Annotated in this window: 22 protein-coding genes, 10 tRNA genes and 3 rRNA genes; 3 read left to right on the forward strand and 32 right to left on the reverse strand. The window is 41.4% G+C overall.

The annotated features are described in order from the left end of the window. Positions 1 to 81: 81 nt before the first annotated feature. The 13 genes from AC3ANL_RS25565 to sigW all read right to left on the reverse strand — a co-directional run bounded on the left by AC3ANL_RS25565 (position 82) and on the right by sigW (position 10870). Entirely contained in the window at positions 82 to 459 is a 378-nt protein-coding gene (locus AC3ANL_RS25565; protein ID WP_488327089.1) for a DUF3888 domain-containing protein, read from the reverse strand. Positions 460 to 658: 199 nt separating this feature from the next. Continuing rightward, positions 659 to 1147: a DinB family protein gene (locus AC3ANL_RS25570; protein ID WP_488327090.1), complete on the reverse strand. Its 489-nt coding sequence runs from the start codon at positions 1145 to 1147 to the stop codon at positions 659 to 661. A 150-nt stretch (positions 1148 to 1297) separates the two neighbouring features. Next, a complete protein-coding gene (locus AC3ANL_RS25575; protein ID WP_488327091.1) occupies positions 1298 to 1699 on the reverse strand; it encodes a hypothetical protein in 402 nt (133 codons plus the stop codon). A 294-nt stretch (positions 1700 to 1993) separates the two neighbouring features. After that, positions 1994 to 2458: a GNAT family N-acetyltransferase gene (locus AC3ANL_RS25580; protein ID WP_488327092.1), complete on the reverse strand. Its 465-nt coding sequence runs from the start codon at positions 2456 to 2458 to the stop codon at positions 1994 to 1996. A gap of 57 nt (positions 2459 to 2515) precedes the next feature. Beyond that, the gene (locus AC3ANL_RS25585; protein WP_488327093.1) at positions 2516 to 2791 is read right to left on the reverse strand and encodes a hypothetical protein; all 276 of its coding nucleotides are present in this window, start codon (positions 2789 to 2791) and stop codon (positions 2516 to 2518) included. 121 nt (positions 2792 to 2912) lie between these two features. Further along, positions 2913 to 3110: a hypothetical protein gene (locus AC3ANL_RS25590; protein ID WP_488327094.1), complete on the reverse strand. Its 198-nt coding sequence runs from the start codon at positions 3108 to 3110 to the stop codon at positions 2913 to 2915. Between the two features lie 104 nt (positions 3111 to 3214). Further along, the gene (locus tag AC3ANL_RS25595) at positions 3215 to 3427 is read right to left on the reverse strand and encodes a DUF6366 family protein (RefSeq protein ID WP_488329838.1); all 213 of its coding nucleotides are present in this window, start codon (positions 3425 to 3427) and stop codon (positions 3215 to 3217) included. 366 nt (positions 3428 to 3793) lie between these two features. Next, positions 3794 to 5596, reverse strand: a complete 1803-nt coding sequence (gene glmS, locus AC3ANL_RS25600; RefSeq protein ID WP_488327095.1) for a glutamine--fructose-6-phosphate transaminase (isomerizing) — start codon at positions 5594 to 5596, stop codon at positions 3794 to 3796. A gap of 509 nt (positions 5597 to 6105) precedes the next feature. Then, a complete protein-coding gene (gene glmM, locus AC3ANL_RS25605) occupies positions 6106 to 7455 on the reverse strand; it encodes a phosphoglucosamine mutase (RefSeq protein WP_488327096.1) in 1350 nt (449 codons plus the stop codon). 37 nt (positions 7456 to 7492) lie between these two features. Then, complete coding sequence (locus AC3ANL_RS25610) at positions 7493 to 8722, reverse strand: CdaR family protein (RefSeq protein WP_488327097.1); 1230 nt, start codon at positions 8720 to 8722, stop codon at positions 7493 to 7495. After that, on the reverse strand, positions 8715 to 9539 hold the full coding sequence (gene cdaA, locus AC3ANL_RS25615) for a diadenylate cyclase CdaA (RefSeq protein WP_488327098.1): 825 nt from the start codon (positions 9537 to 9539) through the stop codon (positions 8715 to 8717). The genes AC3ANL_RS25610 and cdaA overlap by 8 nt, the downstream gene beginning before the upstream one ends. 127 nt (positions 9540 to 9666) lie before the next feature. After that, positions 9667 to 10290: a zf-HC2 domain-containing protein gene (locus tag AC3ANL_RS25620; RefSeq protein WP_488327099.1), complete on the reverse strand. Its 624-nt coding sequence runs from the start codon at positions 10288 to 10290 to the stop codon at positions 9667 to 9669. Positions 10291 to 10306: 16 nt separating this feature from the next. Beyond that, the gene (gene sigW / locus AC3ANL_RS25625) at positions 10307 to 10870 is read right to left on the reverse strand and encodes an RNA polymerase sigma factor SigW (protein WP_488327100.1); all 564 of its coding nucleotides are present in this window, start codon (positions 10868 to 10870) and stop codon (positions 10307 to 10309) included. Between the two features lie 187 nt (positions 10871 to 11057). Between sigW and AC3ANL_RS25630 the strand changes: the two genes are divergently transcribed. Further along, positions 11058 to 11216: an aspartyl-phosphate phosphatase Spo0E family protein gene (locus AC3ANL_RS25630; protein ID WP_488329839.1), complete on the forward strand. Its 159-nt coding sequence runs from the start codon at positions 11058 to 11060 to the stop codon at positions 11214 to 11216. Positions 11217 to 11472: 256 nt separating this feature from the next. Here AC3ANL_RS25630 and rocF read toward each other — a convergent pair whose 3' ends face one another. The 15 genes from rocF to AC3ANL_RS25705 form a co-directional block, all read right to left on the reverse strand. Beyond that, positions 11473 to 12375, reverse strand: coding sequence for an arginase (rocF, locus tag AC3ANL_RS25635; RefSeq protein ID WP_488327101.1), 903 nt, complete (start codon positions 12373 to 12375; stop codon positions 11473 to 11475). 221 nt (positions 12376 to 12596) lie between these two features. Further along, positions 12597 to 12672: transfer RNA gene (locus AC3ANL_RS25640), tRNA-Ala, on the reverse strand. 7 nt (positions 12673 to 12679) lie between these two features. Then, positions 12680 to 12754 (reverse strand) — tRNA-Gly (locus AC3ANL_RS25645). A 60-nt stretch (positions 12755 to 12814) separates the two neighbouring features. Further along, positions 12815 to 12887: transfer RNA gene (locus tag AC3ANL_RS25650), tRNA-Lys, on the reverse strand. A gap of 1 nt (position 12888) precedes the next feature. Further along, positions 12889 to 12963 (reverse strand) — tRNA-Gln (locus AC3ANL_RS25655). Positions 12964 to 13011: 48 nt separating this feature from the next. Continuing rightward, a tRNA-Tyr gene (locus tag AC3ANL_RS25660) sits at positions 13012 to 13096 on the reverse strand. 17 nt (positions 13097 to 13113) lie between these two features. Beyond that, positions 13114 to 13189: transfer RNA gene (locus AC3ANL_RS25665), tRNA-Thr, on the reverse strand. A gap of 7 nt (positions 13190 to 13196) precedes the next feature. Continuing rightward, positions 13197 to 13272: transfer RNA gene (locus AC3ANL_RS25670), tRNA-Val, on the reverse strand. A gap of 5 nt (positions 13273 to 13277) precedes the next feature. Next, positions 13278 to 13352: transfer RNA gene (locus AC3ANL_RS25675), tRNA-Glu, on the reverse strand. A gap of 22 nt (positions 13353 to 13374) precedes the next feature. Further along, positions 13375 to 13447: transfer RNA gene (locus AC3ANL_RS25680), tRNA-Thr, on the reverse strand. A 27-nt stretch (positions 13448 to 13474) separates the two neighbouring features. Then, a tRNA-Asn gene (locus AC3ANL_RS25685) sits at positions 13475 to 13549 on the reverse strand. A gap of 17 nt (positions 13550 to 13566) precedes the next feature. Then, positions 13567 to 13683, reverse strand: a 5S ribosomal RNA gene (gene rrf / locus AC3ANL_RS25690). A 253-nt stretch (positions 13684 to 13936) separates the two neighbouring features. Then, a 23S ribosomal RNA gene (locus tag AC3ANL_RS25695) occupies positions 13937 to 16872 on the reverse strand. Positions 16873 to 17061: 189 nt separating this feature from the next. Continuing rightward, positions 17062 to 18611 (reverse strand): 16S ribosomal RNA (locus AC3ANL_RS25700). The 16S, 23S and 5S rRNA genes sit together here with 10 tRNA genes alongside, the layout of an rRNA operon. A 250-nt stretch (positions 18612 to 18861) precedes the next feature. Next, positions 18862 to 19098 carry a hypothetical protein gene (locus AC3ANL_RS25705; protein ID WP_488327102.1) on the reverse strand — a complete coding sequence of 79 codons (237 nt, stop codon included), beginning with the start codon at positions 19096 to 19098 and terminating at the stop codon, positions 18862 to 18864. A 138-nt stretch (positions 19099 to 19236) separates the two neighbouring features. Here AC3ANL_RS25705 and pdaB point away from each other — a divergent pair, with 138 nt between their 5' ends. Further along, positions 19237 to 19989: a polysaccharide deacetylase family sporulation protein PdaB gene (pdaB, locus tag AC3ANL_RS25710; RefSeq protein WP_488327103.1), complete on the forward strand. Its 753-nt coding sequence runs from the start codon at positions 19237 to 19239 to the stop codon at positions 19987 to 19989. 72 nt (positions 19990 to 20061) lie between these two features. Here pdaB and AC3ANL_RS25715 read toward each other — a convergent pair whose 3' ends face one another. Beyond that, a complete protein-coding gene (locus AC3ANL_RS25715) occupies positions 20062 to 20751 on the reverse strand; it encodes a KinB-signaling pathway activation protein (protein ID WP_488327104.1) in 690 nt (229 codons plus the stop codon). A 148-nt stretch (positions 20752 to 20899) separates the two neighbouring features. Between AC3ANL_RS25715 and gerD the strand changes: the two genes are divergently transcribed. Further along, a complete protein-coding gene (gene gerD, locus AC3ANL_RS25720) occupies positions 20900 to 21469 on the forward strand; it encodes a spore germination lipoprotein GerD (RefSeq protein ID WP_488327105.1) in 570 nt (189 codons plus the stop codon). A 160-nt stretch (positions 21470 to 21629) separates the two neighbouring features. On the opposite strand, the gene AC3ANL_RS25725 is transcribed toward gerD, so the two are convergent. The 3 genes from AC3ANL_RS25725 to AC3ANL_RS25735 form a co-directional block, all read right to left on the reverse strand. Continuing rightward, positions 21630 to 22682, reverse strand: coding sequence for an Mrp/NBP35 family ATP-binding protein (locus AC3ANL_RS25725; protein WP_488327106.1), 1053 nt, complete (start codon positions 22680 to 22682; stop codon positions 21630 to 21632). A 146-nt stretch (positions 22683 to 22828) separates the two neighbouring features. Next, positions 22829 to 23551, reverse strand: coding sequence for an N-acetylmuramoyl-L-alanine amidase CwlD (gene cwlD, locus AC3ANL_RS25730; RefSeq protein WP_488327107.1), 723 nt, complete (start codon positions 23549 to 23551; stop codon positions 22829 to 22831). A gap of 95 nt (positions 23552 to 23646) precedes the next feature. Next, positions 23647 to 24090: a YbaK family protein gene (locus tag AC3ANL_RS25735; protein ID WP_488327108.1), complete on the reverse strand. Its 444-nt coding sequence runs from the start codon at positions 24088 to 24090 to the stop codon at positions 23647 to 23649. Positions 24091 to 24142: the final 52 nt, after the last annotated feature.

A 24142-nucleotide genomic window follows, 5' to 3' on the forward strand; every position in this document is an offset into this window, starting at 1 on the left:
CAATTCCTCTATTTCAATTTAAACCCCCATTTGTAACGGACAACAGCAAAAAGACATCCTTTTTACATAGGATGTCTGCATTTAGTTTTCGTTTGGTTTTAGCCTTCTGCTTTTGAAATCAATCGCCCGCCAACTTGGGCTTGGGCGATAATTACTAAAAGTGATGGTCACTAAATCATAAGGGGGATTATGGGCACCCTCAAATGTCGTTACCTGAACCGTTACATCAAAGGAGAAGCTACCTTCTCTTAGGTTCTTGATTTGGAGAATTTGTTGGTTGTAATACTGCTTCGGTTGACCGTAATGTTTCTCGATTTCTTTGCTAATCAAAGGAAATAACAAATTGAGGATTAAGTCATCACGCAATTGCACATCATTTTTTGTTACGGTTTCGGCTTGAGCGGGAGAACAAGAGAAAAAAGTTAGGCAGGCAATCAATATTAAAAGGCTTTTTTTCATAAAGAACCTCGCTTATAGGCTTTTTCTTATTTTTCCCCACTTTATAAAAATAAAATGTTAATCTCACCCAAAAAGGACCGTTTTTTTGACGATCCTTTTTCACTAACGCACCCGTTACTTTAAGTACGATGCTTCACAAACTTACTCAACGAAAAAGGCAATGTCATTTAAACATCGCCCAAATTACTTCTTTAATAAATTAATCTTCTGTTCCTAATACATCTGTATTTGGGGGCTCATAACCCATCTGACGGAGCATAGCTACTATTTGTCCTTTGTGATGAAACTCGTGAGTAATGGTGTGCATTAGCAATTTAAGCGGAGTAATAGATAATAGTTCAGGTGCTTCTCTCCAAGGGATTGCTCTCTCAATTAGGACATTTAAATTATGTCCATGTAGTTCTAATAATTCATTTACTATTGAATCCACTTGTTCGAATCGTGCTATTATTTGGTCTAAACTGAGATTAAGTAATTCTTCCCTTGGAGTAAGTGGTTTTTTTGTCTTCAATAAAACAAACGAGCCAAGCCATGCAACATAACAATCTGCTATATGAACCAATGTGTCTCTTACACTTTGCCAACCGAATCCATTTGTATGAGTAAGATGGTTAGGATCTACTTTCCCACAAAAATCTAACAGAGTTCCTCTAGTTTGCCGAACCCATCCATATTCATGTTGAAACATCAAAACACCACCTAAATAAATATAACTACCTATTCTATACATATATAGAAAAACCCTTTCTCTAATGACTAAAAAAGGATTGCCTCAGCAATCCCATCTTTAACTCAAGCTACCCGTTAGCTTAATAAGAAATTTGAAATGAATGTATGCTTAATGCCTTTTTTCTTCCCAAGTCTTCATTAAATCTCTGTGAAATTCCTTTGGCTTTTCAATATAAAACCAATCGATGGAATGGGCAGGAGTTGGCATCCATTTCTTACGACGGATTCTAATCTTTTCGTGATATGTATAGTGTGGATAAATCACGGTTGACTTCATACCTCTTACATTGGAATATTGAATACTTTCAATCTCTTCCCAATAGACTTTATTTCCTCGTAAGTCAATTACAATTCCTTCATTATCCCAATAAAATCCCTTACCCTGTCTTCTTTTTCTTAAGAGATAAATCGAATACCCTAAAAATAACAATGAAAAAAATAACCCAACAATTGAGTAGAATATATTTGAGAGAATGTCTTTTAATCCCATAAAACAAAATGAAAAAAACATTATTCCACCAGTAAACATTAAAGCGAATATTGGATACGAAGAAATTTTATACATTCTCAATTGTTCCAAATATAACAACACCTTTTTAGATTTGATTTGTTGTTATTTTATCAGTTTTTCTTCTTGAACTAAACTGCTCCGTTAGTTCAAAAAGAAAAAATGACCGCCGCAGCGATCATCAACTTAAGCTAAAGCACCCGATAGTTTAAGTGAATCACTTCACAAGATAAATCTTTTTATACATATTATTATTTTCTTTTAAGCGAATTGATATTGAAAATTACTTCATATCTTTTACAAATCCAATATATATATATGTTCTCCATCATCTGAAGAAAGAAAAGTAAATTTAAGTTTTTTAAGTAAGTTGATTGAAGCAAGATTTTCAGGTGAAACGCCCGCATTTATTCTGATACAACCTTTTTGCTTGAGCCAGGCTATAATTGCGACAAGTACTTCATATGCATAGCCTTGCTTAGCGTGAAAAGGACTTATAGTGTATCCAATCCAAAACGTGTAATTTTCCCTTTTTAAATAAATATCACCAATCAATCGATTAGTTGTATTGTTGATTATAGCAAGTTGAACACCTTTTAAAAAAGAGGGTTCGCTAAGTAATTCTTTAGCATACATTTGCTTGGTCAATCCTTTGAAACCTTGAAATTGCATCCAGCTTTCATCATTTCTATATTGTATAAAATCGTCAAGATCTTCTTTTTCAAATCGACGTACAGTACATCGATCAGTCTTTATCTCCATAAAACTTACCACCTTTTTCTGCTTATTTCCTTTCAACAATCCTGCCCCGTTTGTTCATTAACGGTCAGGGATAAAGACTATTGTATATTCGGTACCCAGTTCTTCCTTCACTTTTTCAGTAAGCTGTCTCCCTATTGAATTGTGTTCATTAATTGAGATCTTCTTATATAAACCAGTCCATTGGTCTAACTCTGTTTTAAGATTGGCTGTTATCGGAATGTCTTCAATATCAAGATTGTAGCCACATTGATTGCACCAAATTGCATCAGCCCCAAAATCTGCTTCGATTTTTAATGAATTAGTAATTTCACAACTACAAAGGTCTTTTAACATTGTAAGTCAGCTCCAAAAATTCAAAGAGTTTTTTACTAACCTGCCCCGTTGTCGAAAAACAAATGCCGCTTGGTTGACGTACGATAAAGAACTTTGGCACCTATTTAAAACTCCTCACCTTTTAAAGAAGTTGTCCTTGTAAGACACGGGAAAAGATAAAAACAATTCCCCCAACAATCAATAACTTTATATATTTTGATTTACTTTCCTTTTCTTCACTTTTCTTGTTCTTCGTGTCTATAATCCACATATTTATAACGCTAATAAACATCAGTAAAACACCTAAGAATGCAAGTAAATAATATAAAAACTCCTCCATAATTCCACCTCTACAGCTTTATTACCCAAACTAACCTTATTGAGCTAACCTGCCCCGTTAGCACAATAAGAAAAGCCGCCTTCGATTGATGGCAGCACTCCTCTTCAAAAAATTAGTTTATATAAAACAAATCCAACTATTATTAATGCAATTAGAATTCCTGTCCCTTTCCAACCCATACCACCAGTTAAATCACTTAAATTTCCATTACTTCCTCTATTTAATGAATCGTGTAATGATCCCGTTGGATTATTTTTTATTTCTCTTTGTCTGAACCGTTCTCTTTTTTCTTCAGGAGTTTCATCGTGTTTATTAATACTAAATTCCCCCTATGATTAGTTTCTACTGTGAATATATTCTACATTTTATCGTCTATACCTTCTGCCACTAACCTGCTTCGTTAGTTTAAGTACATTCTTTCACAATCTATACTCTTATTTTAACATTAATATACTTTATCAATTAAAAATCATTATACAACCAATCTTAATTCAAATGTTTTTCAAGAATTCCTGCTTCACAAAAAAAGACCCAATCCTGAAATTGGATTGAGTCATTTTTATTCATAATCGTTGTATGACAACTTTGAGTCAGTACCCGACTTTGTTGTTCGGTACCCAACTTTGTTGTCCAGTACCCGACTTTGTTGTCATCCAACAAGATAATTTAGAATTATATATCCTTTATTCAACCGTAACCGATTTAGCAAGATTACGCGGTTTATCGACGTCGCAATCGCGGTGAAGGGCTGCATAATAGGATAGTAATTGTAATGGAATGACAGAGATAAGCGGTGTTAATAATTCATTTACTTCTGGAATGACAAAGCTGTCTTCATCACGGTTTAAGCCATTCATCGAAATGATACAAGGGTTGGCGCCACGGGCTACAACTTCTTTCACATTTCCACGGATGCTTAAATTTACACTCTCTTGCGTAGCAAGCGCGATAACAGGAGTACCTTCTTCGATTAAAGCGATTGTACCATGCTTTAACTCACCGCCAGCAAAGCCTTCCGCTTGAATGTAAGAAATTTCTTTAAGCTTCAAGGCACCCTCTAAGCCAACATAAAAGTCAATTCCACGGCCAATGAAGAAGGCATTGCGTGTAACGGATAAAAATTCTCTAGACATATACTCAATAATTTCTTTTGAGTCGCAAAGAACTTCCATCGCATTTGCGACGATCCCTAATTCTTTCACCAGGTCAAAATCAACATTCAGATTGCGGCTTTTTGCTGCCACTTCTGCTAAAATCACAAGGACCGCTAACTGCGCTGTATAAGCTTTTGTAGAGGCCACAGCAATTTCAGGACCAGCATGTAAAAGAAGCGTAAAGTTTGCTTCACGTGAAAGGGTGGACCCTGGAACATTCGTAATGGTTAAGGCTGGGTAGCCCATTTCTTTTATATTCACCAAAACAGCGCGGCTGTCTGCTGTTTCACCACTTTGTGAGATGAAAATGAACATTGGTTTTTCAGAAAGTAGCGGCATATTGTAGCCAAATTCACTTGAGATATGGACCTCAACCGGAATTTTTGCCATTTTTTCAATAAACTGCTTTCCAACCAGACCCGCGTGATAAGATGTACCCGCAGCAATAATATACAGACGATCTGCCTCATTTAAAGCGGCGATGATTTTAGGGTCAATTGTTAATTCACCTTGCTCGTTTTGATACATTTGGATAATTCGGCGCATCACAAGCGGCTGCTCATCGATCTCTTTAAGCATATAATGTGGGTATGTGCCCTTTTCAATATCACTTGCATCAAGTTCTGCTTTATATGGTGCACGGCTGATTGTTTCACCGTTCAAGTTTTGAATGGTTACTCCATCCTTCGTCACAATGACAATTTCTTTGTCCATTATTTCCAAGTACTGATCGGTAACCTGAAGCATTGCCATCGCATCACTTGCTACGACATTAAAATCGTCCCCTAAACCAACAAGTAATGGGCTTTTATTTTTTGCCACATAGATCGTTTCATTATCCTCAGCATCTAAAAGTGCTAGGGCATAGGAACCGTGTAACAACGATAATGTTTTCCGGAATGCCTCTAAAACCTCTAAGCCTTCGTTTACAAATAGCTCGACCATTTGCACGATCACTTCTGTATCCGTCTCACTCACAAACTGAACATCTGTTAAATATTCCTTCTTTAAGAGGTCATAGTTCTCGATTACGCCGTTGTGAACAAGCGTAAAGCGACTAGATGCACTTTGGTGTGGATGGGAGTTTACCTTACTAGGAACACCGTGTGTGGCCCAGCGTGTATGACCTATACCGATATTTGCCATTACATCCTCATCAACGATATTACGTAAATCTGCTATGCGGCCTTTTTCTTTAAATACATGAATGCCGTTCTCATTTTTAACTGCAATACCCGCTGAGTCATATCCTCTATATTCAAGTTTTTCTAACCCTTTTAATAAAATTTCCTTTGAGTCATTATTTCCAATATATCCAACAATTCCACACATTTTCTAGTTCCTCCCTGATACGAGGGCAAGAAAGCTTTGGGGCTGTACTTGCCCCCTTATCTCTGTTTTTTTAAGGTATCTGTGTATACCCGTTTAAACACCTTTTAAACATTAAATTTAGTATGCGCATTTTCTTCTCTTTGTGCACAGAGTTGCCCCAATGTTTTAAAGAAGAAATTTTCGGTTGTGCGTCTCCAACCGGGAGGTATCCGCCGAACATTCGATAAACCTCCTCCTCGTCAACTAATCTAACCACTGAAGATTAGTCCAGGCGCTTTTAAAATCTAATTTTACTTTCAACCCACCTTTCTACAAAAAATGGACAACATGCTTTAAAAGCAAAGCAAGTTAATACTACTATGATTGAGAGTCTTCGTCAACTACAATTTGGTATATGAAAGGTCTTATCCCTTATCAGGCAACAATTTTTTCAAAATTTCAATCTGTCATACATAATAAAATATGCATAAGGGAAATGTTCGGTTCCCTTATGCATAGGGGGTAAATCATTATTCTTTTAATTCCATTTCTTCTTTTACTACTGCCACAATCCGAGCAACATAGGATTCACAAAGTTCCTCCGTCGCAGCCTCTGCCATGACACGAACAAGTGGCTCTGTTCCAGATGGGCGGACAAGAATTCTCCCGTTTCCAGCCATTTCCGCTTCAACTTGTTCAATAATTTCTTTCACTTTTTCATTATCGGTTACATGATGTTTATCTGTTACACGGACATTTACAAGCTTTTGCGGATATTTTTTCATTTCTCCAGCTAGCTCAGATAATGATTTGTGTGTAGCCTTCATGATATTCACTAATTGCAGCCCGGATAATAGGCCGTCACCTGTTGTATTATAATCTAAGAAAATGATATGACCGGATTGTTCACCGCCAAGATTAAAGCCATTTTTCTTCATTTCTTCGACTACATAGCGGTCACCGACTGCTGTTGGCACACTGTGGATGCCATGCGTTTCAAGGGCCTTATAAAATCCAAGGTTACTCATAACGGTTGACACAATTGTCCCATGCTTTAAGCGTCCCTGTTCCTTCATGTATTTACCGCAAATGTACATAATTTGATCCCCATCGACGATATTTCCCTTTTCATCAATGGCAATCAAACGGTCACCATCACCATCAAAGGAAAGACCCACATCGGCCCCTTTTTCGATGACAAGCGCTGCAAGTGCCTCTGGGTGTGTAGAGCCCACTCCAGCATTAATATTTAATCCATTCGGAGAAGCACCCATCGTGGATAAATCTGCATCTAAATCTGCAAACAAGTGGCTTGCCAAGGCTGATGTTGCACCATGTGCACAATCCAAGGCAATATGGATACCTGAAAAGTCTTCATCCACTGTATTTTTCAAGTATTGAAGGTACTTTTGGCCGCCTTCAAAATAATCCATAACCAAACCAAGGTCTGCACCTGTTGGTCGTGGTAATTGATCTTCCGGTAAGTCAATTAATGCCTCGATCTCTAATTCCTGCTCATCTGATAACTTAAATCCATCTGGGCCAAAAAACTTAATCCCGTTATCTGCTACTGGATTATGAGAGGCGGATATCATAACACCTGCCTGAGCACCTAATGCTTTTGTTAAATACGCAACACCTGGCGTTGAAATCACTCCTAGGCGCATGACTTCTGCACCGATAGAAAGCAAGCCGGCAACAAGCGCTCCTTCGAGCATATGCCCTGAGATACGTGTATCACGTCCAATAATGACTTTGGGACGGTCTTTATCCTTTGTTAATACGTAACCGCCAAAACGGCCTAATTTAAAGGCCATTTCAGGTGTTAATTCGCTATTTGCTACTCCACGTACCCCATCGGTACCGAAATATTTTCCCATTTTAAAATCTCTCCTTCAACATGTGTATTGCTGGATATTAGGCATTATTCGTAATCGTGATTTTTGCTGTCGACTTGTCAGGCTTCCAATTAACGTTGGTTGGACCCTCTACCTTAATTTCGACATCATGGCTGCCTTCCGTTAAGCCGGATAAGTCAATAAATACGGTAAAATCATCAGGTGTTAGTCCCGTTACCGAACCACTAGGACCATTTACTAATACATTTATCGTTTGATTTGTTGGGTCCGTAACTTCAGCTTTATAGTTATCAGCCAACCCTCGAATAGTTAAGGGTATTCCTGAGACTGTTTTCTCTGTTTGTTGTTTTTTTACCACCACTGTTGCTTTTACTATTTGCGGGTTCACCTTTGTAACCCCATTCGAGATAATAACAGGTAAAGTCAGTGTGGTGTTCTCCGATATTTTACTAATATCAACTTCTACTCGAACATTTTCTGTATCTTTAAGCACCTCTTCACTCGCTGTGATCGTCGCTTCATTTATATCGAGATCAATCGATTCAATTGTAACGCCGGTTGGAGCTGCTCCTTTTTTAACGATATTGATAGGAACCGTCTTTGTATTACTTTTTATCGGTATTGTCACCTTGACAGCCGCAGGTTCCACCACAACATCCAATTTATTTAATTGCTTATCGAGTACTTGGATGCTGGCTTCTTTCGTAATTGTTTCTCTCAGATTTCCTTTTTCCTCTAGGGTCGCTTTGACATAGGTAATTCGATCAATCGCACTTTTAGCGCCGGTTATTTTGACTTTGTTTGGCTCGACTATTGGTTGTCCAGCCGAATAACCTTCTTCAATTTGATTGGCGTTAAATTCAGCTTCGACCCTAAATTCTTTTGTAATCTTTTCTTGCACTAACACATTCACGCTGGCAGGTTTCAGGGTTGCTTTCAATTTATCCGATAAGTCCTTAACCTTTAGCTCCACTTTCTGTTTTCCAATTTTGGCATTCGTTAAGTCAACGTAAACCTCAAAGTTCCTTAACGCCTTGGCAGATTGAACATGTGTGATTGGACCTTTTATCGTGATATCGACTGTGTCCGGGATTCCAGACACCACTAAATTTTCCGTATCATAATAAACTTTAACCGGCATATCCTGAATGGTCTCTGTCGTTTGTTCTCCTGGAACATTAACATCAGATAATTTTTTACTTGTATGTGGTATCGAAGAATATAACAGAACAGCTAATAATAAAGCCAATCCCTTTAAAAACCAAGGATTATCCAACAGTTTATCCATTATTTTTCCCCCTCCAGTTCCATCGAGCTGAAGAAGCCTGCTTCGTGTTATTAATTACCAATTCACTCGTAAGCATTTCTTTTAAATGCTCCAACGTTAAGTCACGATGAAGTTCTCCATTCTTGGTCAGGGAGACACTTCCCGTCTCTTCTGATACAACGACAGTCACACTATCCGTCACTTCACTTATACCTAATGCAGCTCGATGTCTTGTTCCCAACTCCTTAGAAATGAACGGGCTTTCAGATAGGGGAAGATAACATGCTGCTGCTGATACATTATTTTTTTGGATAATCACTGCGCCATCATGGAGCGGTGTATTTGGTATAAATATATTAATGAGCAATTCCGATGAGATATTCGAATTTAACTGGATACCTGTTTCTATGTAATCGCCCATACCTGTTTCTTTTTCAATCGAAATTAATGCCCCAATTCGGCGCTTTGCCATATAATCTGTGGCCTTTGTAATTGCTTCGACTGTCTTTTCCTGACTATCATCATCTGTAGAACTGCTCCTAGAGAAAAACTTCCCTCTCCCTAATTGTTCAAGGGCCCTTCTGAGCTCTGGCTGAAAGATAATGATAATGGCAAGAAAGCCCCAGTTTATGGCCTGCTGCATAATCCAGCTTAGTGTAGTTAAGCCGAGCCACTCACCGATCACTCTGACAAGAAGAATAACGAGAATCCCTTTTAATAACTGAACGGCCTTCGTTCCTCTTATCACATTAATCAGTTTGTAAATAACAAACCATACGAGAGCAATATCAACAATACTAGCTAGATACTTCCATAAAGTAAAATCAGCAACCTGCATTGTTCTTCCTCCGTAACTTCTTAAAACGTAATTGAATACAACCTACTTATTATAACATAAATACACCATATACTTATTATATGTATATGGTAAAAAAAACAAATCACTCAGCCGGAGTGATTTGTTTTTAATCCGTTTCAGGTTGACCAAAGATATTGATTACCTCTTGTCCTGCTCTCTTGATGTGATACCAAATCCAGTCGAAAACCTCATTCACTTCATCAATTTGGCCTGTGACATGACCTGCAGAAGCTAAATATTTTTCGCCATGAATGACGGTTACATCCCCTTGAACTTCACCTTCTATTTGCAATTTTCCATTGCGAACGACGACATCACCCTTGACGGTCTCTCCTTTTGGAACAATGACGGTATTATTCTTTACTACTAAGTTTTTTTGCTTTGTTACTGAAAAGTCTTGATCCTGTTCCCACGTTGAAACCAAGCTTCCCAGCATTAGAATAACGAAAACAGATGCTGCTGTAAGCATGGGATGGTTTTTAAACCACCGCTGCATCCAGACTTTTTTCTTCTCCTTCGGCAGACGAGCCATAACACTGGCCGTAAAATCCGCAGGTGCCTGCATATGTGATAGACTTCCTACAAAAGCCACAGTCTTTTTTAATTCATTAAATATCGTTTCACATTCTTTACAGTTTTGGAGGTGGTCCCTCAGTTCTTGTTCTTTTTCAGGATCTAGTTCTTCATCTAAATATTCGTGCATTAGTTCGATGATATGTTCTGGACACATTTGTTGTTTCACCTCTTCACACATATCGTAATTGCTGCCTTAATGCTTCCCGACCGCGGTGAATTCTTGTTTTTACTGTTCCAAGGGGCAGATCAAGAATTTCACTAATTTCATTTAAGGACAACTCTTCAATATATTTTAAAACGATAGCAGAACGATATTTTTCAGGCAGCTTTAAAATTTCTTTCTGAACGGTCTCATGCAGTTCCAAACTTTCAACCTCAGTTTCCGGCAACGGTGTGTCGGATGGAATCTGCGAATACATCGTTAATCCTTCTGTTCCGGCCACTTCAGCATCCAAGTAATGATCCGGCTTCTTTTTTCGCATCCGATCTATACATAAATTAGTAGCAATCCGGAAAAGCCAGGTTGAAAATTTCAAGTCCTGGTTAAACGAGTTGATATTCACATAAGCGCGGATAAAGGCTTCCTGTGCCATGTCCTCTGCTTCATGCCGATTTCCGAGCATTCTGTAACAAAGCTGATAGACACTGTTTTTATATAATTCCACAATTTCGCCAAATGCATCTTGATCGCCTTTGATCACCTGTTTAATTCTTTTTTTAACAATTGTTTCCATCGAGTTTCTTCAGCTCCAATGCTGCTATACGATAATACGAATCGCTAGCGAAAAAGTTTCGTTTTTAACGAAAAACTTCTCAATACCTATAATATTAACAAAAATTTACTAATTTAGGGATAAATTAAGTTTAAAGTTTTTGTAGTGGGGAAAAAAGATAGTAATTTTTATAAAGAGGGTGTAGTTGATGGGCGCTTGTTCTCGTGATTTACTAGAAAAAATAGAACATTATCGAAATGAGATGGTTCGATTAGCATCTAATACCTCATTTGCTAATCAGAAGGTCATTGAAACCAGTATGAAGCTGGACTCTTTACTTAATAAGTATACTGCATTAAAACGTTAAACTGTTTTCGCAATGTTTGTTGTTTTTTGGACAAATTATATAGGGGATTTTTTGAATTAGTCTCTGATTCAGACTCAGTTGCTTTAAAAGACATCATACCTGTCTGCATGAGCCTCCGATTCAGACTCGGTTGCTTTAATATACTCCAAGCCTGTCCAAATGAGCCTCAAAGTAGGGGGAAAATAGCAATAAAGGTTACGAAAAGGGCCAAACGCTAAAAAGCAGCTGCACTCGCAATAGGTGCAGCTGCTCATTTTTATAATAATTTTTCGCCAAATAATGAACCCATTAGTTCAACTGCACAAATGGCAGTCTTATTCTTTTCATCTAAGATTGGATTTACCTCTACAAATTCTGCAGAAGTAATAATTTTGGCTTCTTCTAGCATTTCCATAGCAAGATGGCTTTCGCGATAGCTGATACCGCCTATAACAGGTGTTCCAACACCAGGGGCATCACTTGGATCTAAACCATCTAAATCAAGAGATAGATGGACACCATCTGTTTTTTCTTTAAGGTAGGTAATCGTTTCTTCCATTACTTTAGCCATTCCCAAACGATCAATTTCATGCATGGTGTATACTTTAATTCCTATTTCCTTAATTAAATCCTTTTCTCCATCATCCAGCGCCCTTGCACCAATGATTACTACGTTTTCAGGTTTAACTTTTGGATAATATCCTGCGATTTCAGTCAACAATGAATGTCCTAATCCAAGGCTAACGGCTAAGGGCATCCCGTGAATATTCCCAGAGGGGCTTGTCTCAGCGGTATTTAAATCACCATGGGCATCATACCAAATGACACCAAGATTTTTATAATGCTTAGAAACTCCAGCTAATGTACCAATCGCAATACTATGGTCTCCACCAAGGACAAGTGGAAATGCGCCTGATTTAATCGCCTCATCCACCTTCTCAGCCAGCATAGCACTTTTTTCTGCCACTAAATCTAAGTTCCGTAGATTAGATTCTTTATCGATGACTACTTCTGGTCTGCCAACCGGAATATCACCTAGGTCGTGAATACTATCAAATAGAGGCTTTAGTCGTTCATTAATCCCCGCATAACGAATGGCACTTGGCCCCATATCTACTCCCCTTCTCATCTGGCCTAAGTCCATCGGCATTCCTATAATTGATAGCTTTTTATTAGACATCACTGTTTCCCCCCTGCTCATGATACGTATATTTTAACCGCTTTCATCCCTATGACTCAACTCGACAAAGTCGTGTATATATATACAGTATTTTGGAAAGGTTCTGAAAGTTAACAGGAGATTTTTATCAGCGAATCCACGAAAGCTCATATTTTTTCCAACTAAAAAAATAAAAAAAGCCTTAAATCAGCATCCTGATTTAAGGCAAATATGTAGTGTGATGGTGGAGCCTAGCGGGATCGAACCGCTGACCTCCTGCGTGCAAAGCAGGCGCTCTCCCAGCTGAGCTAAGGCCCCATATAATTGGAGCGGAAGACGGGATTCGAACCCGCGACCCCCACCTTGGCAAGGTGATGTTCTACCACTGAACTACTTCCGCGTATTCAAAGATAAAAACCCATAATAAGTATCATTAGGGTTTTTATCTTTTATTGCATTATGAGCCATGAAGGACTCGAACCTTCGACCCTCTGATTAAAAGTCAGATGCTCTACCAACTGAGCTAATGGCTCATGGCTGGGCTAGCTGGATTTGAACCAACGCATGTCGCAGTCAAAGTGCGATGCCTTACCGCTTGGCTATAGCCCAATATGAATGTGATATATTTAGTATGTCCAACTTTTTTAAAAATATGAATGGTGGAGGGGGACGGATTCGAACCGCCGAACCCGGAGGGAGCGGATTTACAGTCCGCCGCGTTTAGCCACTTCGCTACCCCTCCATATTCAATTAAAAAAATGGTGCCGGCGAGAGGACTTGAACCCCCAACCTACTGATTACAAGTCAGTTGCTCTACCAATTGAGCTACCCCGGCATATTAATGGTGGAGGATGACGGGATCGAACCGCCGACCCTCTGCTTGTAAGGCAGATGCTCTCCCAGCTGAGCTAATCCTCCAAATATGGTGACCCCTACGGGACTCGAACCCGTGTTACCTCCGTGAAAGGGAGGTGTCTTAACCGCTTGACCAAGGGGCCTTTTTTATAATAAATATAGGTAAGCTTCCAAGCGGGCTCGAACCGCTGACCTCTTCCTTACCATGGAAGTGCTCTACCTACTGAGCTATGGAAGCATAGCTGATTTTCTTTGATGAAAAAAATGGCTCCGCAGGTAGGACTCGAACCTACGACCGATCGGTTAACAGCCGATAGCTCTACCACTGAGCTACTGCGGAACAATAATAATATTACAGCCTGGCAACGTCCTACTCTCACAGGGACGCGTGTCCCAACTACCATCGGCGCTGAGAAGCTTAACTTCCGTGTTCGGTATGGGAACGGGTGTGACCTTCTCGCCTTAATTACCAGACTATTTATTCGACACTATTTTATTATAATGTCTTTTTTATATTTTTCAAGAGGAAATTTAAATTTTTTCATTCCCTCAAAACTAAATAATCTAGAAGAAGTGTGGTAAAACTCAAGTTCGCTTTAAAATTTGTCCAGCTGCGGCTCCTTACTTCTCGGCCGTTTCGATCCGTCCCTTCAAATCCAAAACCAGGATTTGCAGTGCCGGCTCTCCAACGTCTGTCGAAGTTGACCAGTCGCCTCCGCTTTTCTATTTGGTTAAGTCCTCGAACGATTAGTATCAGTCAGCTCCACATGTCGCCACGCTTCCACCTCTGACCTATCAACCTGATCATCTTTCAGGGTTCTTACTAGCTTGACGCTATGGGAAATCTCATCTTGAGGGGGGCTTCATGCTTAGATGCTTTCAGCACTTATCCCGTCCGCACATAGCTACCCAGCGATGCCTTTGGCAAGACAACTGGTACACCAGCGGTGCGTCCATCCCGGTCCTCTCGTACTAAGGACAGCTCCTCTCAAATTTCCTGCGCCCACGACGGATAGGGACCGAACTGTCTCACGACGTTCTGAACCCAGCTCGCGTACCGCTTTAATGGGCGAACAGCCCAACCCTTGGGACCGACTACAGCCCCAGGATGCGATGAGCCGACATCGAGGTGCCAAACCTCCCCGTCGATGTGGACTCTTGGGGGAGATAAGCCTGTTATCCCCGGGGTAGCTTTTATCCGTTGAGCGATGGCCCTTCCATGCGGAACCACCGGATCACTAAGCCCGACTTTCGTCCCTGCTCGACTTGTAGGTCTCGCAGTCAAGCTCCCTTGTGCCTTTACACTCTACGAATGATTTCCAACCATTCTGAGGGAACCTTTGGGCGCCTCCGTTACTCTTTAGGAGGCGACCGCCCCAGTCAAACTGCCCACCTGACACTGTCTCCCACCCCGATCAGGGGTGCGGGTTAGAATTTCAATACAGCCAGGGTAGTATCCCACCGACGCCTCCACCGAAGCTAGCGCTCCGGCTTCTCAGGCTCCTACCTATCCTGTACAAGCTGTACCAAAATTCAATATCAGGCTACAGTAAAGCTCCACGGGGTCTTTCCGTCCTGTCGCGGGTAACCTGCATCTTCACAGGTACTATAATTTCACCGAGTCTCTCGTTGAGACAGTGCCCAGATCGTTACGCCTTTCGTGCGGGTCGGAACTTACCCGACAAGGAATTTCGCTACCTTAGGACCGTTATAGTTACGGCCGCCGTTTACTGGGGCTTCGATTCAGAGCTTCGCTTGCGCTAACCCCTCCTCTTAACCTTCCAGCACCGGGCAGGCGTCAGCCCCTATACTTCGCCTTGCGGCTTCGCAGAGACCTGTGTTTTTGCTAAACAGTCGCCTGGGCCTATTCACTGCGGCTCTTCGAGGCTATTCACCCCAAAGAGCACCCCTTCTCCCGAAGTTACGGGGTCATTTTGCCGAGTTCCTTAACGAGAGTTCTCTCGCTCACCTTAGGATTCTCTCCTCGCCTACCTGTGTCGGTTTGCGGTACGGGCACCTTTTATCTCGCTAGAGGCTTTTCTTGGCAGTGTGGAATCAGGAACTTCGGTACTAAATTTCCCTCGCTGTCACAGCTCAGCCTTCACGGTAAGCGGATTTTCCTACTTACCAGCCTAGCTGCTTAGACGCGCATATCCAACAGCGCGCTTACCCTATCCTCCTGCGTCCCCCCATCACTCAAACGATAAAGAGGTGGTACAGGAATATCAACCTGTTGTCCATCGCCTACGCCTTTCGGCCTCGGCTTAGGTCCCGACTAACCCTGAGCGGACGAGCCTTCCTCAGGAAACCTTAGGCATTCGGTGGATGAGATTCTCACTCATCTTTCGCTACTCATACCGGCATTCTCACTTCTAAGCGCTCCACCAGTCCTTACGGTCTAGCTTCAACGCCCTTAGAACGCTCTCCTACCACTGACATCGTTGATGTCAATCCACAGCTTCGGTGATACGTTTAGCCCCGGTACATTTTCGGCGCAGAGTCACTCGACCAGTGAGCTATTACGCACTCTTTAAATGGTGGCTGCTTCTAAGCCAACATCCTGGTTGTCTAAGCAACTCCACATCCTTTTCCACTTAACGTATACTTTGGGACCTTAGCTGGTGGTCTGGGCTGTTTCCCTTTTGACTACGGATCTTATCACTCGCAGTCTGACTCCCACGGATAAGTCTTTGGCATTCGGAGTTTGTCTGAATTCGGTAACCCGATGAGGGCCCCTAGTCCAAACAGTGCTCTACCTCCAAGACTCTTACTACGTGAGGCTAGCCCTAAAGCTATTTCGGAGAGAACCAGCTATCTCCAAGTTCGATTGGAATTTCTCCGCTACCCACACCTCATCCCCGCACTTTTCAACGTGCGTGGGTTCGGGCCTCCATCCAGTGTTACCTGGACTTCACCCTGGACATGGGTAGATCACCTGGTTTCGGGTCTACGACCACATACTCATTCGCCCTATTCAGACTCGCTTTCGCTGCGGCTCCGTCTTTTCAACTTAACCTTGCATGGGATCGTAACTCGCCGGTTCATTCTACAAAAGGCACGCCATCACCCATTAACGGGCTCTGACTACTTGTAGGCACACGGTTTCAGGAACTATTTCACTCCCCTTCCGGGGTGCTTTTCACCTTTCCCTCACGGTACTGGTTCACTATCGGTCACTAGGGAGTATTTAGCCTTGGGAGATGGTCCTCCCTGCTTCCGACCGGATTTCTCGTGTCCGGCCGTACTCAGGATCCACTCAGGAGGGAACGAAGTTTCAACTACAGGGTTTTTACCTTCTATGACGGACCTTTCCAGATCGCTTCATCTACCCCGTTCCTTTGTAACTCCATGTTGAGTGTCCTACAACCCCAAGAGGCAAGCCTCTTGGTTTGGGCTATGTCCCGTTTCGCTCGCCGCTACTCAGGGAATCGCGTTTGCTTTCTCTTCCTCCGGGTACTTAGATGTTTCAGTTCCCCGGGTATGCCATCCATACCCTATGTATTCAGGTAAAGATACTACTCCATTACGAGCAGTGGGTTTCCCCATTCGGAAATCTCCGGATCAAAGCTTACTTACAGCTCCCCGAAGCATATCGGTGTTAGTCCCGTCCTTCATCGGCTCCTAGTGCCAAGGCATTCACCGTGCGCCCTTTCTAACTTAACCTAAAAGGTTTGTTTCTCTTAATAAAAAAGAGAGAAAACTAAAATGGCGAATTCTCGATGTTTTACTTGCTTCTTCTTACGATTATCTAGTTTTCAAAGAACGAATGTTTCGAGAGATTGTACTCTCAAAACTAAACAAACAAAAAACGGTCAACTTCTTATCAGTCCGAAAGGACTGCATTATCCTTAGAAAGGAGGTGATCCAGCCGCACCTTCCGATACGGCTACCTTGTTACGACTTCACCCCAATCATCTGTCCCACCTTAGGCGGCTGGCTCCTTGCGGTTACCCCACCGACTTCGGGTGTTACAAACTCTCGTGGTGTGACGGGCGGTGTGTACAAGGCCCGGGAACGTATTCACCGCGGCATGCTGATCCGCGATTACTAGCGATTCCGGCTTCATGTAGGCGAGTTGCAGCCTACAATCCGAACTGAGAATGGTTTTATGGGATTGGCTAGGCCTCGCGGCTTTGCTGCCCTTTGTACCATCCATTGTAGCACGTGTGTAGCCCAGGTCATAAGGGGCATGATGATTTGACGTCATCCCCACCTTCCTCCGGTTTGTCACCGGCAGTCTCCTTAGAGTGCCCAACTGAATACTGGCAACTAAGAACAAGGGTTGCGCTCGTTGCGGGACTTAACCCAACATCTCACGACACGAGCTGACGACAACCATGCACCACCTGTCACTCTGTCCCCCGAAGGGGAACGTCCTATCTCTAGGAGTGTCAGAGGATGTCAAGACCTGGTAAGGTTCTTCGCGTTGCTTCGAATTAAACCACATGCTCCACCGCTTGTGCGGGCCCCCGTCAATTCCTTTGAGTTTCAGCCTTGCGGCCGTACTCCCCAGGCGGAGTGCTTAATGCGTTAGCTGCAGCACTAAGGGGCGGAAACCCCCTAACACTTAGCACTCATCGTTTACGGCGTGGACTACCAGGGTATCTAATCCTGTTTGCTCCCCACGCTTTCGCGCCTCAGCGTCAGTTACAGACCAGAAAGCCGCCTTCGCCACTGGTGTTCCTCCACATCTCTACGCATTTCACCGCTACACGTGGAATTCCGCTTTCCTCTTCTGCACTCAAGTCCCCCAGTTTCCAATGACCCTCCACGGTTGAGCCGTGGGCTTTCACATCAGACTTAAAGGACCGCCTGCGCGCGCTTTACGCCCAATAATTCCGGACAACGCTTGCCACCTACGTATTACCGCGGCTGCTGGCACGTAGTTAGCCGTGGCTTTCTGGTTAGGTACCGTCAAGGTACCGGCAGTTACTCCGATACTTGTTCTTCCCTAACAACAGAGCTTTACGACCCGAAGGCCTTCATCGCTCACGCGGCGTTGCTCCATCAGACTTTCGTCCATTGTGGAAGATTCCCTACTGCTGCCTCCCGTAGGAGTCTGGGCCGTGTCTCAGTCCCAGTGTGGCCGATCACCCTCTCAGGTCGGCTACGCATCGTCGCCTTGGTGAGCCGTTACCTCACCAACTAGCTAATGCGCCGCGGGCCCATCTGTAAGTGACAGCCGAAACCGTCTTTCAGTTTTTCTTCATGTGAAGAAAAAGATTATCCGGTATTAGCACCGGTTTCCCGGTGTTATCCCAGTCTTACAGGCAGGTTGCCCACGTGTTACTCACCCGTCCGCCGCTAACCAACAGGAGCAAGCTCCTGTTGATCCGCTCGACTTGCATGTATTAGGCACGCCGCCAGCGTTCGTCCTGAGCCAGGATCAAACTCTCCAAGAAAGTTGATTAGCTCATAAATGTTACGTTGGCTTAGTTTCGTAAGAAACTAATAATTTATTGTTTGTTGACGCTTTTGTTTGTTTAGTTTTCAAAGAACAATTTTCCAATCGCTCAAAAGCGACTTTATTAATATATCAGCTGTCATTAGTAATGTCAACAACTTTTTTAAGCTGTTTTTGTTACTGTCAGCAGCGACGTTTATTACTATAACAAGATACTAAATAATTGTCAACGCATTTTATAAAAAATATTAATCAACCCTTTTTCGGTCCTTCTTACCTCCTCTTCTCATATATTTAAAGCATTCTTGTGGCGATGCTACCCTTTTAAATAAGGTAAATAGTATTTTGTATCTCTCTTCCATTGCTCTTTTTACAATATGATCAATACGGTCATCCTTTAAATCAAATAATATCTCATCCATTTCTCTTTTTATAAGGTATTCCACTTCTTTTACTTCTTTATCATTGATTAGAAGTCCAAACATAAAATAACCCCCAACAAAGTTTGTAGTTATAGTAGTCTTTTCCAATTATTGAAATTTTATAATAAAATTCTTTAATCATATTATTAAAAATGCAAGCATAGGTTTGAGACAAGGACTGTATTGGACGAGGTGGGAAGGATGAAATTCTTTTTTGTATTAAACGGAAAATCATTAAAAAGCCTATCACTAATCTTTATTGCCGCTTTTTTTACTGCTTGGTTTCTCTATATGGAAAACATGGTGCAAGTTCCTGTCTTTTCAACGAAGGACAGCACGAATGCGATCTATCGCGGTGAAAAGGATTTAGCCCTTACATTTAATATTGGTTGGGGTGATGAAAAAGCAGAGCCAATCTTAGATACGTTGAAAAAGGAAAATGTGAAGTCAGCCACTTTCTTTTTAGCAGGTTCCTGGGCAGAACAACATCCTGATTTAGTCAGCCGGATTGCAAAGGAAGGCTATGAAATTGGGATGCTTGGTTACAATTATGTCGATTACAATGATTTAGAGGATGCAAAAATTGCGAAGGATATCTCAAAAGCCCAAGAGGCCTTTACAAAGTTAAATGTAAAGGATATAAAGCTTTTACGTGCTCCGACAGGGCATTTTGATAAGCGTACCTTACAAATTGCTAAAAGGTATGGATACACCGTTATTCATTGGAAAATTGACTCAAAAGATTGGCAAAATCCAGGTGTAGAAAAAATAGTTAAAAACGTAAGTAAGGCTAAAAACGGAGATATTATTCTTCTTCATGCCTCAGATTCAGCCAAACAAACGGCAAAAGCCCTGCCGCTCATTTTGGCAGATATCAGACAAAAAGGCTTAAAACTGGTTTCCGTTTCCGAAATGATTGCAAACGGAGAGGTCCAGTCAAAAGAAATTAGATAGTCTATTTAAAAACAGGTCTCAGTAATAATCGCTGTATTCTGATGTTCATATAGCTTACGAAAAAGCCGCCCATTACATGGACGGTTTTTTGGTCATTTTCTTATTTTTTGGATTCTTGTTTGCTTTAGAGTTTGATTGGCTTGCTCGTAATTGTCTTTCTTGTTGCGATTGCATATTCAATTTATGAAGGATTAATAATTGATAGGCATTGCAAGCCATTAAAGCTAACATCATTAGATAAAGCCAGCTATTATCATTTGCTTTAATGGCAGGAACCCATTCTATTATTGTAACCACAATCATAACAAACAGGGCCGGAATAAACGCCCCGCTATTTGTCTGTTTCATTTTTACCCAGGCAACCGCAAGTGCAACCACTAAAAGGAGGATTGCAGGCAAGAAATAGGGAAGAATAGATTCCCCTGCTTTCGCGAATTTATCAAATCGCCAACTAATTAAATCATAGAATGCAAATAAGATCAGAACCACTTGAACGGCATTCCAAAGGGAAGCAGATTTAAAAATTCCTAAACCGAAGCGGTGAACCGTTAAATAAGCAAAAAAGCCCAATTGGCTTATTAAGCTAAATAGACATCCCATCCCAATTAACCAAATTAACGTTGATAAAATATCAATGATTTTAAATTCAATAAAATAAGGCTGAAATTCATTCCAGCGAATAATAAAACCCACAATAGCCGTCGTGACCCCGCCAACTAATAATGTGGTCAAAAACAGTCTTACCCAATTACGGCTTGTCACACTATAAACCTCCAAGTAAAAAAATAAATACCATACTGATTGTACCAAGCCAAATAGGAAAAATCTATAATTTGATATCCTTACGCATAATCTTACCATTTTTTATTCATCCTAAAATTAAGGATATTTATGTGAAAGGAGCTTGAAAATGAAAGGGAAAACGATATTGCTCCTCCTACCCATCATGTTGATATTAACAAGCTGTTCTTCGAGCGATACTGGCAGTAGCGGAGGGCAACTTGATTACGACCAAACTAAGAAAATGGTTGTTGATATTCTAAAAACAGATGATGGTAAGAAGGCTATTCAAGATGTAATGACCGATGATACGATGAAGGAGAAGCTTGTCATGGATCAGAAGGTGGTCTCTGACACAATCCAACAAACACTAACAACAGACAAAGCAACTGAGTTTTGGAAGAAAACGTTCAGTGATCCAAAGTTTGCTCAGGGCGTTGCTAAAAATATGAAAAAAGAGAACCAGACATTATTAAAGGAATTAATGAATGACCCTGAATATAGAGCAATGATGATTGAGGTTTTTAAAGAGCCTGAGATTAAAAAAGAAATGGCGGATGCCCTAAAAAGTAAGGATTATCGTGAACAGCTCCAAAAGCTCATTACAGAAACCCTTGATAGTCCTCTTTATAAGGCAAAGATAGAGGAATTACTCTTAAAGGCTGCCGAGGAGACAAAAACCTCTACAACCAAGAAATAGCGTCGAGAAGTAAAAGTGGATTTGGGGGACAAAGCCTTAAGAAAACCAAATGCTTCAATAAATTCCTACAATTATGGTTAACTTATTCCCAACACAAAGGGTCAGACCCCACAACATCAACAGGTCGCTGCAATGTGAGGTCTGACCCTTTTCTAATTGCTTACTTTTTAAGCAGACTTGTTACTTTTTCAGCAATTTCTAAATAGATTTTACCAATTTGATGGTCCTCCTGATAAACAGATGGAGCAAAATCCTCATCGTTCCAATCTGGTTGGTTAAGTGGAAGACGGCCTAGAACTTCTGTATTTAATTCTTCAGCTAATTTATCTCCGCCGCCACGGCCAAATACATATTCCTTTTCGCCTGTTACCTTACTCTCAAAATAAGCCATATTCTCAATGACTCCTAGTACCTCATGCTCGGTCCGTAAGGCCATTGCACCAGCACGGGCTGCAACAAATGCTGCGGTTGGATGTGGAGTCGTTACAATAATTTCCTTGCATGCAGGTAGCATCGTATGAACATCTAAGGCGACGTCCCCTGTCCCTGGTGGTAAATCTAGTAGTAAATAATCAATGTCTCCCCATTCTACTTCATTGAAGAAACTATTTAACATTTTTCCAAGCATTGGTCCACGCCAGATAATGGGGGCGTTGTCTTCAACAAAGAAGCCCATCGAAATGACTTGAACACCAAAACGTTCAACAGGGATAATTTTTTCCCCACGAACAACAGGTCGATTAGTTATTCCCATCATATCTGGTACGCTGAACCCATAAATATCAGCGTCGATGAGGCCAACCTTTTTCCCTAAACGAGCTAGGGCAACAGCAAGGTTTACGGAAACCGTTGATTTACCAACGCCGCCTTTTCCACTTGCTATGGCAATGAAGGTGGTTTGATCTGAATTAAGGAGATTTTTTTCTTGTTCGGGTTCCGCATGTCGATGCGCAGCTAAAACTTCTTCAGGCAGTTCACTAAAACGGATGCCCACTGTTGCGGCTCCTGCTTCTTTAAGCAAGTTAACAATTTGGGTTTGCAGCTGCAGTTGTTCGCTTGTCCCCGTTTTAGCTATGGCTATCTTTACACTTACGTGATTTTTTTCTTCTTTAATCTTAATTTCCTGAATTGCATTTAATTCAGCTAACGTTTTATGTAAAAATGGTTCCTTGAGTCCGCCCAAAACTTCACGGATGCTCACCTCTGTTAACATAAAAAACACCTCACCTTTTGTATTCGTTTCCATTTCTCAGTATACCATATTCAAGCATGGAAACAGTTAAATGAATCACACGTTTATCACATTAGAAATGCACGATAGCTTAATAATCACAAAAAAAGGAGGATGCCGCCATCTCCTTAATCTGTTTCTTTTAACTCCTTCTCCTTTGTAAAATAGCGCAATATCCCATTATTAATGGAGGCAGCTACTTTTTCCTGATAGGAGTCCTTTTTTAACAACGCTTTTTCTGTCGGATTAGAGAGAAAGCCAACCTCTACCAATACGCCTGGTTTTTTGGCATACTTTAGTATATATACTTGATTAATGGGCTTTGCTTTACGGGTGGTATTCTCCAGATTTCGGCGGAGCTCTTCTTGAATAAATTTAGCAGCCCTGGCATTCTCCTTATGATGGGGAGCGTAGAAGGTTTGGGCCCCACTCCATCTTGAAGAGGGAATGGCATTTAAATGTATACTGACAAATAAGTCATTATCGGAGGTATTAATCATTTTTAATCTTTTTTTCAGATCCTCTACTTTTCTTCGACTGTAGCCTCTTGTATCGGGATCGGCTAAATCTTCGTCCTTTTCCCTTGTCATAATCACAAGGGCCCCTTGCTCTTGAAGATAATCCCGGACCTTATGCGTAATTTCTAAGGCAATGTCCTTTTCTAGCGTTTTACCGGTACCAGCGCCTCCATCTGGACCGCCGTGGCCAGCATCTAATAAAATAATTTTACCTGACAAGGGTAGATTCCAGGTTTTCCACGAGTTATTTTCACTAAAGTCATGCTGTAGTATGAAAAATAACACAAGTAATCCCGCAATAAAGCTAGTCAATTTCAATCTGCGCTTTGACACCAAAATCATTCCTTCCCGCTCGTCCATGTTCCCTACACTATATGGGACAAGGAAAAGTTTTAGAACCGTTTTAGAACAGGAAGAAATGTTTGGTTTTAATGCAGTCTTAACTTGTGGCGCCGCTGCCCTTTTTCGAAGCCCTCTCTCCACCAGACATGGATATATTGTTCGCATAGATAGTAGAGTGACTCACTCATGGCACCTTCTTGACCATTTCCCCAATATAATAAAAAGTTATATAACGTATCAATCAGGTGTTTTTCTTCTCTAGAGCAACGCATGCGCACCTGTTCAGGATCTTCTCCATGGTAGCCAAATTTACTGAGTTTAGCCCCCAGTAGAAAAGCTTCCAGAGCCACATCATAGCAGGCTTCCTCTATTCCTGTATTCATGACAAAGCTTGAAGCAAGGCTTGTTGAACCAAAATACTGTTTGACCCGTTCTTTCAATGTATTGATGGATAAGTCCCGCAGCACGGAACGTTCATATTTGATTTGTTTTTCGCGTCTTTTTTCTTTAAAGGTTGTAATAATCGTCACTTCATTTTCACCTCTTAGCACTATTCTTTAACGCGCGTTCAGAAGAAATGCA

It is taken from the genome of Neobacillus sp. DHD-1R, from assembly GCF_057747995.1.

Coding starts and splice junctions, on each gene's coding strand:
- AC3ANL_RS25570 (WP_488327090.1), bottom strand. CDS start 1,147: ATGTTTCAACATGAATATGGATGGGTTCGGCAAACTAGAGGAACTCTG.
- AC3ANL_RS25575 (WP_488327091.1), bottom strand. CDS start 1,699: ATGTTTTTTTCATTTTGTTTTATGGGATTAAAAGACATTCTCTCAAAT.
- AC3ANL_RS25585 (WP_488327093.1), bottom strand. CDS start 2,791: ATGTTAAAAGACCTTTGTAGTTGTGAAATTACTAATTCATTAAAAATC.
- glmS (WP_488327095.1), bottom strand. CDS start 5,596: ATGTGTGGAATTGTTGGATATATTGGAAATAATGACTCAAAGGAAATT.
- AC3ANL_RS25610 (WP_488327097.1), bottom strand. CDS start 8,722: ATGGATAAACTGTTGGATAATCCTTGGTTTTTAAAGGGATTGGCTTTA.
- pdaB (WP_488327103.1), top strand. CDS start 19,237: ATGAAATTCTTTTTTGTATTAAACGGAAAATCATTAAAAAGCCTATCA.
- AC3ANL_RS25580 (WP_488327092.1), bottom strand. CDS start 2,458: ATGGAGATAAAGACTGATCGATGTACTGTACGTCGATTTGAAAAAGAA.
- gerD (WP_488327105.1), top strand. CDS start 20,900: ATGAAAGGGAAAACGATATTGCTCCTCCTACCCATCATGTTGATATTA.
- sigW (WP_488327100.1), bottom strand. CDS start 10,870: ATGGAAACAATTGTTAAAAAAAGAATTAAACAGGTGATCAAAGGCGAT.
- AC3ANL_RS25620 (WP_488327099.1), bottom strand. CDS start 10,290: ATGTGTCCAGAACATATCATCGAACTAATGCACGAATATTTAGATGAA.
- AC3ANL_RS25705 (WP_488327102.1), bottom strand. CDS start 19,098: ATGTTTGGACTTCTAATCAATGATAAAGAAGTAAAAGAAGTGGAATAC.
- AC3ANL_RS25725 (WP_488327106.1), bottom strand. CDS start 22,682: ATGTTAACAGAGGTGAGCATCCGTGAAGTTTTGGGCGGACTCAAGGAA.
- rocF (WP_488327101.1), bottom strand. CDS start 12,375: ATGTCTAATAAAAAGCTATCAATTATAGGAATGCCGATGGACTTAGGC.
- AC3ANL_RS25565 (WP_488327089.1), bottom strand. CDS start 459: ATGAAAAAAAGCCTTTTAATATTGATTGCCTGCCTAACTTTTTTCTCT.
- glmM (WP_488327096.1), bottom strand. CDS start 7,455: ATGGGAAAATATTTCGGTACCGATGGGGTACGTGGAGTAGCAAATAGC.
- AC3ANL_RS25630 (WP_488329839.1), top strand. CDS start 11,058: ATGGGCGCTTGTTCTCGTGATTTACTAGAAAAAATAGAACATTATCGA.
- cdaA (WP_488327098.1), bottom strand. CDS start 9,539: ATGCAGGTTGCTGATTTTACTTTATGGAAGTATCTAGCTAGTATTGTT.
- AC3ANL_RS25590 (WP_488327094.1), bottom strand. CDS start 3,110: ATGGAGGAGTTTTTATATTATTTACTTGCATTCTTAGGTGTTTTACTG.